Annotated in this window: 12 protein-coding genes; 9 read left to right on the top strand and 3 right to left on the bottom strand. The window is 62.8% G+C overall.

What is annotated here, in order from left to right; genetic code table 11:
- Positions 1-11: 11 nt before the first annotated feature.
- The 3 genes from H7A76_RS25110 (at position 12) to H7A76_RS25100 (ending at position 2985) form a co-directional block, all read left to right on the top strand.
- Positions 12-1967: an acetyl/propionyl/methylcrotonyl-CoA carboxylase subunit alpha gene (locus tag H7A76_RS25110; protein WP_185701000.1), complete on the top strand. Its 1956-nt coding sequence runs from the start codon at positions 12-14 to the stop codon at positions 1965-1967.
- A 119-nt stretch (positions 1968-2086) separates the two neighbouring features.
- A complete protein-coding gene (locus H7A76_RS25105) occupies positions 2087-2626 on the top strand; it encodes an exonuclease domain-containing protein (RefSeq protein WP_185700999.1) in 540 nt (179 codons plus the stop codon).
- A gap of 74 nt (positions 2627-2700) precedes the next feature.
- Complete coding sequence (locus H7A76_RS25100; protein ID WP_185700998.1) at positions 2701-2985, top strand: pyrimidine/purine nucleoside phosphorylase; 285 nt, start codon at positions 2701-2703, stop codon at positions 2983-2985.
- A 79-nt stretch (positions 2986-3064) separates the two neighbouring features.
- Here the strand turns inward: H7A76_RS25100 and H7A76_RS25095 are convergent, their stop codons facing one another.
- Positions 3065-3868: an MOSC domain-containing protein gene (locus H7A76_RS25095; RefSeq protein WP_185700997.1), complete on the bottom strand. Its 804-nt coding sequence runs from the start codon at positions 3866-3868 to the stop codon at positions 3065-3067.
- Positions 3869-3950: 82 nt separating this feature from the next.
- A complete protein-coding gene (locus H7A76_RS25090) occupies positions 3951-4886 on the bottom strand; it encodes a chemotaxis protein CheV (RefSeq protein ID WP_185700996.1) in 936 nt (311 codons plus the stop codon).
- Between the two features lie 562 nt (positions 4887-5448).
- Between H7A76_RS25090 and H7A76_RS25085 the strand changes: the two genes are divergently transcribed.
- From H7A76_RS25085 to H7A76_RS25075, 3 genes are all read left to right on the top strand, one after another.
- A complete protein-coding gene (locus H7A76_RS25085) occupies positions 5449-5886 on the top strand; it encodes a hypothetical protein (RefSeq protein WP_185700995.1) in 438 nt (145 codons plus the stop codon).
- Between the two features lie 534 nt (positions 5887-6420).
- Complete coding sequence (locus H7A76_RS25080) at positions 6421-7314, top strand: sensor histidine kinase (RefSeq protein WP_185701043.1); 894 nt, start codon at positions 6421-6423, stop codon at positions 7312-7314.
- Positions 7311-7970: a response regulator transcription factor gene (locus tag H7A76_RS25075; RefSeq protein WP_185700994.1), complete on the top strand. Its 660-nt coding sequence runs from the start codon at positions 7311-7313 to the stop codon at positions 7968-7970. The genes H7A76_RS25080 and H7A76_RS25075 overlap by 4 nt, the downstream gene beginning before the upstream one ends.
- A gap of 1 nt (position 7971) precedes the next feature.
- Here H7A76_RS25075 and yegS read toward each other — a convergent pair whose 3' ends face one another.
- Complete coding sequence (yegS, locus tag H7A76_RS25070; protein WP_185700993.1) at positions 7972-8871, bottom strand: lipid kinase YegS; 900 nt, start codon at positions 8869-8871, stop codon at positions 7972-7974.
- 425 nt (positions 8872-9296) lie between these two features.
- Here yegS and H7A76_RS25065 point away from each other — a divergent pair, with 425 nt between their 5' ends.
- The 3 genes from H7A76_RS25065 (at position 9297) to H7A76_RS25055 (ending at position 13033) form a co-directional block, all read left to right on the top strand.
- Positions 9297-10730: an undecaprenyl-phosphate glucose phosphotransferase gene (locus H7A76_RS25065; RefSeq protein WP_185700992.1), complete on the top strand. Its 1434-nt coding sequence runs from the start codon at positions 9297-9299 to the stop codon at positions 10728-10730.
- Complete coding sequence (locus H7A76_RS25060; RefSeq protein WP_185700991.1) at positions 10731-12188, top strand: mannose-1-phosphate guanylyltransferase/mannose-6-phosphate isomerase; 1458 nt, start codon at positions 10731-10733, stop codon at positions 12186-12188. It abuts the gene before it with no gap.
- A 71-nt stretch (positions 12189-12259) separates the two neighbouring features.
- Complete coding sequence (locus H7A76_RS25055) at positions 12260-13033, top strand: polysaccharide biosynthesis/export family protein (protein ID WP_185700990.1); 774 nt, start codon at positions 12260-12262, stop codon at positions 13031-13033.
- Positions 13034-13049: the final 16 nt, after the last annotated feature.

Below are 13049 nucleotides of genomic sequence, written 5' to 3'. Positions count from 1 at the left end.
GGAAGCCTACGATGCCCGCGTTCACCAAGATCCTGATCGCCAACCGTGGCGAAATCGCCTGCCGGATCCAGCGCACCGCCCAGCAGCTGGGCTATCGCACCGTCGCCGTATTCAGCGACGCCGACGCCGAGGCGCCCCATGTGCGCATGGCGGACGAAGCCGTGCGCATAGGCCCCGCGCCGGTCCGGCAGTCCTACCTGGACAGTGCCGCAATCCTCGATGCGGCCCGGCGCAGCGGTGCCGATGCCATCCATCCCGGCTACGGCTTTCTTTCGGAGAACGCCGAGTTCGCCGCGGCTTGCGAGACCGCCGGCATCACCTTCATCGGCCCCAGCCCCGCGGCCATCGAGCTGATGGGCAGCAAGCGCCGCTCGAAGATCGCCATGCTCGAGGCCGGCGTGCCCTGCATCCAGGGCTACCAGGGCGAAGAGCAAGACGATGCCACCTTGCAGCGCGAAGCCCAGCGCATCGGTTATCCGTTGATGATCAAGGCCAGTGCCGGTGGCGGTGGGCGCGGCATGCGCCTGGTGCAGGAACCCGGGCAACTGCTGGAGCAGATCAGGACCGCGCGCTCCGAGGCGCTGCACGCCTTCGGCAGCGACGAGCTGATCCTGGAACAAGCGCTGGTCGAGCCGCGCCACGTGGAGATCCAGGTCTTCGGCGACCATCACGGACAGTTGATCTACCTCGGCGAGCGCGACTGTTCGATCCAGCGCCGCCACCAGAAGGTCGTCGAGGAGGCGCCCTGCCCGGTCATGACCCAAGAACTACGCCAGGCCATGGGCGAAGCGGCGCTCAAGGCCGGACGGGCCGTGGACTATGTTGGCGCCGGCACCGTGGAGTTCCTGCTCGATGCCCGGGGGCACTTCTACTTCCTGGAAATGAACACCCGCCTGCAGGTGGAGCACCCGGTCACCGAACTGGTCACCGGCCTGGACCTGGTGGCCCTGCAACTGCAAGTGGCTGCCGGCGAGCCACTACCGCTGAAGCAGGAACAGGTGCGCTTGTCCGGCCACGCCATCGAAGTGCGCCTGTATGCCGAGGACCCGGCCCAGGGTTTTCTGCCCCAGACCGGCCAGGTGCTGCGCTGGGAGCCGGCGCCGGGCATCCGCACCGATCATGGCGTACAGGAAGGCCAGTGGATCAGCCCCTTCTATGACCCGATGCTGGGCAAGCTGATCGCCCACGGTGCCACCCGCGAGGAAGCCCGGCGCAAGCTGCTGCGCGGCGTCGAGGATTGCGTGTTGCTGGGCCTGGAAAGCAACCGGCGCCTGCTGGCCAACCTGCTCGGGCACCCGGTGTTCGCCAGCGGCCGGTTCAGCACGGCATTCATCGCCGAACACTTTGCCGAGGATCCGAGCCTGCAACCGCAGCTTCCCGGCCACGAGGAACTGGCCATCGCCGCCGCGCTGTTTCATCACCACGGCGCCAAGGCCCATGCCGGGCCGCTCGCCGCCTGGCGCAACAACGCCGGTGTAGCGCTGCACTATTGCCTGGGGCAGGAGCAACGGCAGTGGTCCTTGCAACTGAGCCCGGGGACCGCAGGCCAGGTGCAGGTCCGGCAGGCAGGGCAGTTAGTGGAGCTGAAGGTCTGCAGCGCCGACGGACGCCGGGCCATCCTGGAGGTTGGCGGCATCCGCCGGCACTACGCCTATCACCTGGAAAACCAGGAACTCTGGCTGCACAGCCAACAAGGCAGCCTGCACCTGCAGGACCGGACCCATGCCCCGGTCCAGAGCCCATCGGGCGCCCATTCGGGGACGCTCAAGGCGCCGATGGATGGCGCTATCGTCGACGTGCTGGTAAGCGAGGGCATGCGCGTCAGCAAGGGCCAGCTGTTGTTGGTGCTGGAAGCGATGAAGATGGAGCATCCGCTCAAGGCCGGGATCGACGGGACGATCACCCGGGTCCAGGTCGGCCTCGGCGACCAGGTGAAGAACCGCCAGGTGCTGCTGGAGGTGGAATAACCCGGCAGGCCCATCGGCGTCAGGGCGGATCGGGCTCCGCCCGGCGCTCCCCCTAGGCGGAATCCCAGGCTTTGGCTACGCTCAAGCGTCATCGAGATGGTTGAAGGCTGGAATTCGTGATGCCCCACTGGCTGGTAATAGATCTGGAAGCCACGACCGATGAAGGGGGCTGGCCGGTGAGCGAGATGGAAATCATCGAGATCGGCGCTACCCTGGTCAACCGAGAGGGTCGGGAACAGGACCACTTCCAGCGTTTCGTCCGGCCCGTGAGGCGCCCGATGCTGACGCCGTTCTGCCGCGAGCTGACCCATATCACCCAGGCCAATATCGACGGCGCCGCGCCCTTGAGCGAGGTCTGGCCCCTGTTCGAGCGCTGGTTGGCCCAGCATCGACCGCGCCTGGAAGGCTGGGCCAGCTGGGGCGACTACGATCGCAAGCAATTGCAGCAGGAATGGCACAACCAGCAGCTGCGCAGCTTGCTCGTCGACGTACCGCACATGAATCTCAAGCAACGCTTCGCCAAGGCCCGGCGCCTGGAACGCCCCCCGGGGCTGAATACCGCCTTGCAACTGGCCGGGATGCAGTTCAATGGCCAGCAGCATCGAGCCCTGGAAGATGCCCGCAATACCGCGCGCCTGCTGCCGCTGGTGCTTGCTTGATGGCGACAGGTGACGGCCCTTCGGGGCTTGTGCATACTGGCCGGCCTTTTTGACCCATTCTTGAGGAATCGCCCATGTTTAAAGTCAACGAGTACTTCGACGGCACCGTCAAGTCGATTGCCTTCGGCACGGCCGAAGGTCCTGCCACCATTGGCGTCATGGCCCCGGGCGAATACGAATTCGGCACTGCGCAACGGGAAATCATGCATGTGGTTTCCGGCGCCCTGACCGTCAAGCTGCCAGGCAGCGACGAGTGGCAGACCTTCTCTGCCGGCAGCCACTTCAACGTACCGGCCAACAGCAAGTTCCAGCTCAAGGTCGCAGTAGACACTGCCTACCTGTGCGAATACCGCGGCTGATCCCTCGCCCGGCTTTCACCAACGCATGAAAAATGCCCGTCCCCCCACCAGGGGACGGGCATTTTTTTCGCCACGAAGGCTATTCGAGGACGGTCACCGGCATGCCCACCTGCAACTGACCAATCCCATCGTTGACCAGGTTCTGGCCGAACATCGCCCCATCCTCCCGGGCCCGGTACTTTTGCAAGGTCGCCAGGGGCTCACGATCAGGACTGCGCTCGCCCGTCTGCGGATCGATGGTGGTGAGGATGCAGCGCGAGCAGGGCTTGACCACGCGGAACTCTATATCGCCGATACGCACCCGCTTCCAGCTGTCCTCGGCGAACGCTTCGCCCCCCTCGACCACCAGGTTGGGCCGGAACCGCAGCATCTCCAGAGGCCGGCCAACCCGGCTCGCCAGGTCGTCCAGGGACGCCTGGCCGATCAGTAGCAGGGGAAAACCGTCGGCGAAGGCCACCTGGTCATCATCCTTGCCATAACCGGCGGCGGTGGTCCGCGCCCGCTCCAGCGGGACCTGCACCAGGCGCGTGGGTTTGCCGATGAACTCGCTGACCCAGGCTCCGGCCTCGTCGCCGGCATCGGGGACCCGCAAGGTGTCTTGCCAGATGGTCACGCCACGCAAGGCCGCCGTCTCATCCGGTAGTGCCACTTCCAACGAGGCCAGGCCTGGGGCGCTGAGAGTCAGGCCGCCCTGGGCATTGCACAGCGCCGAGAGCTGGCTCATGCGTCCCACGGCACGCTGGGTCAGGAAACGCCCGCTGGCCTCATCCACCAGCATCCAGCGGCGGTCCCCCTCGAGGCCGAGCTTGTCCAGGCCGATCTGTTGCAGGGTTTCGCCCCTGGCGGATTTCAACGGATATCGATAAAGCGCGCTAAGACGCATGTCTTGCTCCCTACGGGGGAAAAACGCCCACCCTATACCAGCGCCCCGGTGAAACAAAGATCCATGGCGCTGGCACCCGGGCTCAGGCGTCGACTTCGTCCAGCAGCAGGCGCTGGCGCACTACATCCACCAGCTTGTCGGGCTGGAACTTGGAGAGGAAGTTGTCGCAGCCGACCTTCTTGACCATGGACTCGTTGAAGCTGCCCGACAGCGAGGTGTGCAGCACCACGTAGAGCCCGCGCAGGCGTGGGTCGTTGCGGATCTCGGTGGTCAGGCGATAGCCGTCCATCTCCGGCATCTCGGCGTCGGTGAACACCATCAGCAGCTTCTCGGTCATGTCGGCCCCGGTGTCGGCCCAGGCCTTGAGCATCTTCAGGGCCTTGAGGCCGTCGCTGGCGATGTGCATTTTCACTCCCAGCTGGCCCAGGGTATCGCGCAGCTGCGACAGGGCCACGTTGGAGTCGTCCACCAGCAGCACCTCGCGACCACGGGCACGGGCCAGCAGCGGGTCGTCGAGCTTGTCGCGGGAAACCTTGGCGTTGTACGGCACGATCTCGGCCAGCACCTTCTCGACGTCGATGACTTCCACCAACTGGTCATCGACCTTGCTGATGGCGGTCAGGTAGTGCTGGCGGCCGGCGCTGGAGGGCGGCGGCATGATGGCTTCCCAGTTCATGTTGACGATGCGGTCCACACCGCCCACCAGGAACGCCTGCACCGAGCGGTTGTACTCGGTGACGATGATGGTGCTGTTGGGCCCGGGTACCAGCGGACGCATGCCGATGGCCTGGGACAGGTCGATCACCGGCAGGGTCTGGCCCCGCAGGTTGACCACGCCGCAGACGAATGGATGGCGCTGGGGCATCAGGGTCAGTTTCGGCAGTTGCAGGACTTCCTGGACCTTGAAGACGTTGATCGCGAACAGCTGTCGACCGGCCAGGCGGAACATGAGGATTTCCAGTCGATTCTCACCCACCAGTTGCGTGCGTTGATCTACCGTGTCGAGAATGCCGGCCATTAATGACTCCTGGGCTGTACTGATGAATTCACTAAATACAGATATCGGCCAGGTACGCCGTATCTTGACCCGTGTGCAAATTGCCACACAAAGCCATTGATGTCACATTAACATCATGCTTTACTGCGGCGGTCAATTCAGCAGCACTGCTGCTGCGCCGCCGAGACCTCTATCTCGACGGAAGGTTCCCCTGCCTAAGGGATTCCCCTATCAACAATCAGGACCAGCCTGATATTCGCAATATCCAATAGCCATTAATGTGACGCCATTCTCATTGCATGAATGGAGTCAGGCTTTTGTTTTTGATCGCAAAAGGGTGGCCCGGCCCCCTTTCAAGCCGAAATGCCCCTGCTCACAGAACCCCAGCGGCCAGGCGCCGCTTTGCTGTGAACGGTATCCGGCTGCCAGCGGCACACGATGAAAGTCCTTCATCGCGCCCGGTTGCGACTGCTGAAAAAACGCCAGACTTGACTAATATTCAAACTCCCAAAACGCCTGCCAAATTGAAACCGTTCAGCCTACGCCCTATCCCGCCATCGGAAACGAAGTCATGGAGATAAGCATGCTAAAGGACGGCCATGAGTGCACCACGCCCCTGCCCGAATTCCTGCTTGAAGCCCAGACCCTGCTGGCCAAATCGGAAGACTGCCTGAGCCACCTGCACTTGATCAGGAACGATGAAGAAGCCATCAATTGCCTGCTCGTGACCCTGCAACGCCTGGCACAGTGCGCGGCACATCATGCCATCAGCCCACTCTCGGAGTTTTCCCAGCACATCCATGGTCTGCTCAAGCGGCCCCAGCATCCGCTGGACCTCAACGACCAGATCCTCGAGGCACTCAAGAGCTGCCTGACGCTGATGGCCTGGCAACTGGAACTGATCGACCCGCGCGATGGCCAGCTCAACATGGATGACAGCGAACAACTGATGCTGATCGAGGAACTGGCCGACCAGGTATCGCAGAACTGCACCTGCTCGCACCCATCTTGCCGGCACTGAAGTTGCACTAACCACCAGGTGCCGGATAGAGAACATCGAACGACGATGGCCAAGCTGCACAAGATAAATAAGTAGGCGGCTAACTATCCAATTGCCTGTCGTTATTGAACAGCACATACCCAAGAACGACATAAGCTACTAAAACAATTTCAACTTGCGTCCAACCCGGCATTGATTGTCCCGGGGACTTGCGTGTACCCGCAGCAGCGGATTATCCCGAATTCATTGCTCGCAATATCCCCCCGGCAACCCGGGACAGAAGTGATCGGCCATGGCTTTCCTGACCTTCGGGACATATATGCCCAGGCACTTTGGCGCGACCAGCAGTATCTTCGGTGGTATTATGCGGCGCATTAATGGACAGACTTAATGGCCTATTGACTCCAATGTCGACAACCACTATCGAGCCTGTAGCAGAGATACGGGCAGAGTTGATTGCAAGCGGATATTCAAATAGCACCGTTTCTCAAACAAGCCTGGCCATCCATTCCTGACCAAGCTCTTCGCAGCGAACATTCATTGGCTCCATCCGTCATGTACGCCAGTCTCAAGTCACTTTTCTCCTGGCCGCCCTCCCATGATCACCTGCGCTGGCTCAGCCTGTTGCTGTGCTCTGGCTCGGCAGCGGGCACCGTACTGGTCTATTGCCTCGGGGATTCCCTGCCGCTGATCCTGGTGTTCCTCAACATGGCGGCGCTGGCCTGCGTCTGGGGGCAGTACGGCTACTCGCGCAAGTCCATCCGCTTCCAGCCCCAGGAACTCGCCGAACGCCTGCTGCAGGTCAAGGAAAACGAACGTCACCGGCTCAGCCGTGAATTGCACGATGATATCGGCCAGTTGTTGACGGCCGCCAAGCTTCAGGCCGACTGGCTCAAGCGTCGCCAACCGGAAGACCTGCAGGAGCATTTCGCCCTGCTCGGCACCACCCTGGAAGAGACCCTGACCAAGGTCCGCGACGTTTCCGCCATCCTCAACCCTCGGCAATTGACCAGCCTGGGCCTGGAGGCGAGCCTGCGCGCCCACCTGCTCAAGACCCTGGAAAACACCTCGGTGCACTGGAGCCTGGAATGCCACCAACGCTTGTCGGGTATCCCGGAAGAAATGGCCGTCGCGGCATTCCGTATCACCCAGGAAGCGGTGACCAATACCCTTAGGCATGCCCGGGCGCACAACCTGCTGGTGCGCCTGCAACGCCTGCCCGAAGGCCTGTCGTTGTTCATCAGCGATGACGGCCAGGGGTTTTCCCCTGCCGCCAACCCCGGCGCCCAGGGCCAACGTGGCATGGCCGGGATGCAAGAACGAATCAACCAACTGGGCGGGTTCCTCAAGGTCACCAGCGAGACCGACCAGGGCACCCAGATCGAAGCACTCTTTCCCTGGGCCCCTCGCACCCTGGAACGGGCCAGCACGAATAAGGTTCTACATTGACCTGTAATTTACTTTTGGTGGATGACCACTCGCTCATCAGGGCTGGCGTGCGTGCCCTGGTCATGGATATCCCTGGATATGCCGTGATCGGTGAGGCCGACGATGGTGCACACCTGTTGGAAATGGTCGAGAAACTGCGACCGCACATCGTCCTCCTGGACCTGTCGATGAAGCACACCGGCGGCCTGGAGGCCCTGCGACAGCTAAAGGCCACCCACCCGCACAGCAAGGTGTTGATCTTGTCGATGCACACCGACCCGACGCTGATCATGCAGGCGCTGGAGTCCGGAGCCCACGGCTACCTGCTCAAGGACACCTCCGCCACTGAACTGGAACACGCCCTCGAAGCGCTGCGCAACGACGAGCGCTACCTGAGCCCGGCTATCGCCCATACCGTCATCACCCAGGCCTTGACCCGCAACCAGAAGTCCCAGCCGCCGCCGAGGGACAACCACAACCTGACAGCCCGCCAGTTGGAGATCCTGCGCCTGATCGTGCGCGGCAAGTCCACCCGGGAAATCGCCCAGGGGTTAGGCCTGAGCATCAAGACCGTGGAAACCCATCGCTCCCAGATCATGAAGCGCCTGCAGATCTTCGACGTCGCAGGGCTGGTGCTGTTCGCCGTACGCGAGCGCATCATCAGCCTCGACGACTGAGTCAACCAGCGCCGCCCAACAGCGGTGAATCGGCAGGCAGATGCACCTGCAAGGCCGCGGGCCAGACTTCGAAGCGCAGCCGGTCGCCTTGCAGGGGCTCGCCGTCGAGGTTGATATCCAGCCCCCGCGAGGCCTTTATCTCGACCCAGGGCAGGCGGGTGCGAACGAACAGCTTGTCGATCGCCATCCCCCCGGCCAGCAGGTTCTTCAGGGTGCCCACCAGCTCCTGGGGCGCCGGCAGGATACTGACGTCGAGCAGACCGTCATCGGCCAGCGCCTGGGGACAGAGTTCATGGCCGCCGCCCGCCTGGCGACCGTTGCCGATGCCCAGGGCCAGCAGTTCACCATTCCAATGGAAATCCGGCCCTTGCAACTCGCCATAGGCGGCGCTCAACTCGGCAAACCGTGACAGCCCGGTGAACAGGTAGGCGACGCCGCCCAGGACCTTCTTCAGGTCCTCCGAGGTATTGGCCGTGACCTGGCTGCCGAAACCGCCGGTGGCCATGTTCAGGAAAACCTGCCCGCCGACCACCCCCAGATCCACCGGGCGGGCTGGAACATCCAGCAAGTCCAGGGCCGCCGCTGGATCCAGTGGCACGCCGGCCGCCCGCGCGAAATCATTGGCCGTTCCCAGAGGCAGCAGCACCAGGCTGGCCGGCTGCGAGGCTTCGGCCAAGGCCTGGGCGACATCGCGCAACGTCCCATCGCCACCACCGGCGATCAGTTGCCGGTAACCGGCGTCCAGCGCCTCCCCCACCAGGCGCTGGGCATCCCCAGCCTCCCACGTCAGGCGCACCGCCAACTCCCAGCCCGCCGCACGCCTGGCCTGGACCGCAGCCCGCAGCTCTTCGTTGAGTGCCTGCTTGCCGTGCAGGATCAACAACGCCTTGTGTTCACTCATTGGTCATGCCTCCCGTGTTCAATAGCTGCGGAAAATGTGGACCCTGGCCGTCGAGGAAAAGATCTGTCGCCCATCATTATTTTTTGCCGGCAACAGGCTTCGCACGCCTTTTATCAGGCTGCAAGGGAGATAAAGGGCACGCAAAAAAAGATCTTTCATCGCTTGGCTGTTTTCAATTCGCAAGCTTCTGTTTCATGAGCTTTACTCAGCCAAGTCATCTGGATGAGCAGGCTCGACAACGGGTCGATCGGCATCGGGAGCTCCGCCCCGCCATGGATAGCGCCTGCCCCCCCGGTGAAACGCGACCAGGCCGGCAGTGGCGTGGAGCACCTCGAGCAGGGCTCCTGGGATGCGAAGTGAATGCTCGAAGATGTGGCCGGTTCTTCCAGTCAACCGGTGTGCCTTGGGTCGAGGGAATTGATCTTATGCGGTTGCAACCTGTAGACAGCCTGTTACTGACTCGCCCCAGCATGGTCGAGTACTTCCTGTTCGGTATCCGCGTAGTCCACGGCATGACCGCGATCCTTCCAGGACTCTTGCTGCTCCTGCTGGCGAACGACCTGCCCAACATCCTGAAGAGCGACCTGACCATCCTGGTGTTCTTCGGCGTCATCAGCGTGCTGATCTTCCAGGCCCTGGGGGTCTACGCCGAATCCATCTTCAGCAACTTGCTGCGTTTCCAACTGACCCTGTTCGCCTGGTCGGCCTCCTTTTGCGTACTGTTGTTCATGCATCACTCGATGCAGATGTTCAACGCCGTCGACAATCGCGGTCTGCTGGCCTGGTTCTTTGGCAGTTTCGTGCTGTTCGGCATCGAGCGCCTGATCCTCCTGACCCTGTTCCAGCAACTGATGCAACGCGGCGTCTTCCTGCAGAACGCGGTGATCCTGGGCGCCACAGAGAACGGCCAGCGCCTGGCCGAATACCTGGCCCAGCACCAGGACATCCGCTCCGGGGTCACCGGTTTCATCGATGATCGCATCGGTCGCCTGCCCAAGGTGTTGTGCAATCTGCCGTTGCTGGGCAACTCCAGCGATCTGGAACGCCTGATCCGCGAGGAAAAGGTCACCCAGGTGCTGGTGGCCCTGCCCTGGTCGGCGGAGAACCGCATGGCCTACGTGATCCGCGAACTGCGCAGGCTACCGGTGAACGTGTTGCTGGTGCCGGACATGGTGGCCTTCCGGCATGCGCACAACCGCATCACCGAAGTCGCCAACCTGCCGATGTTCAACGCCTCCGAAGTACCGCTGCGGGGGTGGTCGCCGTTCTTCAAGCGCCTGGAGGACATGGTCCTCTCGAGCATCGCCCTGGTGCTGCTGTCCCCGGTGATGCTGCTGGTGGCCCTGGCCATCAAGCTCGACTCCAGGGGCCCGGTGCTGTTCAAGCAGAAGCGCTACGGCTACAACAACCGCCTGATCCAGGTCTACAAGTTCCGCTCCATGCACCAGCACATGAGCGATGCCAATGCCGAAAAGCAGACCACCCGTGGCGATCCACGCATCACTCGGGTCGGGCGCTTCATCCGCAAGACCAGCCTCGACGAACTGCCGCAGTTGTTCAACGTGTTCGGCGGCAGCATGTCCATGGTCGGCCCACGCCCCCATGCCACCGCCACCAAGGCCGCCGGCATCCTCTTCGAAGAGGCGGTCAAGGAATACACTTCGCGCCACCGGGTCAAGCCGGGAATCACCGGGCTGGCGCAAATCAATGGCTACCGGGGCGAAACCGATACCCTGGAGAAAATCGAGAAACGTGTCGAATTCGACCTGGAATACATCGAAAACTGGTCGGTCTGGTTCGATCTGTACATCCTGTTCCGCACCGTTCCCTCCGTGATCATGACCCGCGAGGCCTTCTGAATGAGCACACTCATTCCCTGCATCATCGCTGGCGGTGCCGGCACCCGTCTGTGGCCGGTATCCCGCGAGGCAATGCCCAAACCCTTCATGCGCCTGCCCGATGGCGAAAGCCTGCTGCAGAAGACCTTCGAGCGCGCGACGGCCCTGGACGACGTCGGCCGCCTGCTGACGGTGACCAACCGCGACGTGTTCTTCCGTACCCTGGATGACTACCGCCTGCTGAACAAGAAGCGGGTCGACCTGGACTTCATCCTCGAACCCTTCGGCCGCAACACCGCGCCTGCCATCGCCGCCGCGGCCCTGCACGTCAGCCGCCTGTACGGCGAGGACGCGCAGTTGCTGGTGCTGCCGGCCGATCACCTGATCAAGGACCTGTCCGCGTTCGCCGCCGCCGTGAGCCGGGCCCGGCAACTGGCCGAACAAGGCTGGCTGGTGACCTTCGGCATAGTGCCGACCCATGCCGAAACCGGCTTCGGCTACATCGAGAAAGGCCAGGGCCTGAACCATGACAGCTTCCAGGTCAGCCGCTTCATCGAGAAACCCGACGCCGCCACGGCCCAGCGTTATGTCGACGGCGGCCTGCACCTGTGGAACGGCGGCATGTTCTGCATGCGCGCCGATGCGATCCTCCAGGAGCTGCGGGAGTTCGTACCCGACGTGGTCAGCGCCGTGGAACGCTGCCTGGAGCTGAGCCACCGCAAGGAGGGCAAGCACGAACTGCAAGTGGAACTGGACGGCGACAGCTTCGCCCAGGCCGCGGATATCTCCATCGACTACGCCGTCATGGAGCGCTCGAAGAAAGTCGCCGTGGTGCCCTGCCAGCTCGGCTGGAGCGATATCGGCTCGTGGCAGGCGGTGCGGGAACTGACCCCCGCCGACGAACACGGCAACCAGTGCAGCGGCCAGACCGTGCTGCATGACGTGAGCAACTGCTACATCGACTCGCGCAAGCGCCTGGTGGGCGGGGTCGGCCTGGACAACCTGATCATCATCGACACGCCCGACGCCCTGCTGGTGGCCGACGGCAAGCGCAGCCAGGACGTCAAGCTGATCGCCCAGGAACTCAAGCGCCTGGGCCACGACGCCTACAAGCTGCACCGTACCGTGACCCGGCCCTGGGGCACCTATACCGTGCTCGAGGAAGGGCCACGCTTCAAGATCAAGCGCATCATGGTCAAGCCTGACGCCTCGTTGTCGCTGCAGATGCACCACCATCGCAGCGAGCACTGGATCGTCGTCAGCGGCATGGCCCGGGTGACCAATGGCGAGGACGAATTCCTGCTCAACACCAACGAATCGACCTTCATCAAGCCCGGTCGTACCCACCGTCTGGTCAATCCCGGGGTGATCGACCTGGTGATGATCGAGGTGCAGAGCGGGGAATACCTCGGCGAAGACGACATCGTGCGCTTCAACGATATTTATGGACGGGTTCCCGCCGAGCCTGCCAAGACCTGAAACCGCGTTCTACCGCCGAATCTGGCCCGACAGGGAATTGTGACTATGCACGACGCCAGGAAGACCGCCCGATGAAAAGACTGCTGCTGATTTCCAGTGTTCTCATGCTGTGCGCCTGTTCCATACCGGCGAAAGTTGAACTGCCTCCCGGACAGGACCTCGAGCAAGGCCACCGGGCCGGCGAGGCCCTGGCTGGCAAGCCGCTGCCGCCGCAGCGCATCCGTCCGGGAGATACCCTGCGCATCGTCCGCAATACCGGCGAGGCGCCGTCGATCTCGGCCTTCACCGCCAACTCGATCTACGAGCTGACGTTGTTCACCGTGCTCAACGACGGCACCTTCTCCTATCCCTATGCCGGCCAGGTCAAGGCGGCGGGGCTGACCCCCGAGCAGTTGACCCAGGTCCTGGAAAGCAAGCTGAAGAACATCTACCAGGACTCGGCGCTGACCGTGAACATCAACCAGGCGCCGGGCAACACGGTGTTCGTCGGCGGGTCGGTGCGCAACCCGGCGTCCCTGCCAGTGACCGTCACCACCACCCTGGAACAGGCCATCGTCGGTGCCGGGGGGCTGCTGTCGGTGGGCGACAGCCGCAACATCGCCCTGCTGCGCGAAGGCGAGGACGGGCGCTACAAGACTTACTTCTTCGACTACCGCAAGTTCATGATCGCCGGGAACGCCGGGGCGGCACCGGTACTGCTGCAGCGCGGCGACGTGGTGTTCGTGCCCAAGTCCAGCGTCGGCAACGGCATCGAATGGGTGGATGTGTACCTCAACCAGCTGATCCCGTTCACCAAGTCGATCGGTGTCTCGGCCAGCTACGAAATCAACCGCCAATCCAATTGATCGCCAAGGACTGCAC

The sequence above is a fragment of the Pseudomonas sp. MSSRFD41 genome (genome assembly GCF_014230245.1).
Taxonomy (GTDB): domain Bacteria; phylum Pseudomonadota; class Gammaproteobacteria; order Pseudomonadales; family Pseudomonadaceae; genus Aquipseudomonas; species Aquipseudomonas piscis.
This window is presented reverse-complemented; position numbering and strand designations above follow the sequence as displayed.

What these genes read in the sequence shown, in the direction of transcription:
- H7A76_RS25110 (WP_185701000.1), top strand. Translation starts at nt 12, where the DNA reads ATGCCCGCGTTCACCAAGATCCTGATCGCCAACCGTGGCGAAATCGCC.
- H7A76_RS25105 (WP_185700999.1), top strand. Translation starts at nt 2,087, where the DNA reads ATGCCCCACTGGCTGGTAATAGATCTGGAAGCCACGACCGATGAAGGG.
- H7A76_RS25100 (WP_185700998.1), top strand. Translation starts at nt 2,701, where the DNA reads ATGTTTAAAGTCAACGAGTACTTCGACGGCACCGTCAAGTCGATTGCC.
- H7A76_RS25095 (WP_185700997.1), bottom strand. Translation starts at nt 3,868, where the DNA reads ATGCGTCTTAGCGCGCTTTATCGATATCCGTTGAAATCCGCCAGGGGC.
- H7A76_RS25090 (WP_185700996.1), bottom strand. Translation starts at nt 4,886, where the DNA reads ATGGCCGGCATTCTCGACACGGTAGATCAACGCACGCAACTGGTGGGT.
- H7A76_RS25085 (WP_185700995.1), top strand. Translation starts at nt 5,449, where the DNA reads ATGCTAAAGGACGGCCATGAGTGCACCACGCCCCTGCCCGAATTCCTG.
- H7A76_RS25080 (WP_185701043.1), top strand. Translation starts at nt 6,421, where the DNA reads ATGTACGCCAGTCTCAAGTCACTTTTCTCCTGGCCGCCCTCCCATGAT.
- yegS (WP_185700993.1), bottom strand. Translation starts at nt 8,871, where the DNA reads ATGAGTGAACACAAGGCGTTGTTGATCCTGCACGGCAAGCAGGCACTC.
- H7A76_RS25065 (WP_185700992.1), top strand. Translation starts at nt 9,297, where the DNA reads ATGCGGTTGCAACCTGTAGACAGCCTGTTACTGACTCGCCCCAGCATG.
- H7A76_RS25060 (WP_185700991.1), top strand. Translation starts at nt 10,731, where the DNA reads ATGAGCACACTCATTCCCTGCATCATCGCTGGCGGTGCCGGCACCCGT.
- H7A76_RS25055 (WP_185700990.1), top strand. Translation starts at nt 12,260, where the DNA reads ATGAAAAGACTGCTGCTGATTTCCAGTGTTCTCATGCTGTGCGCCTGT.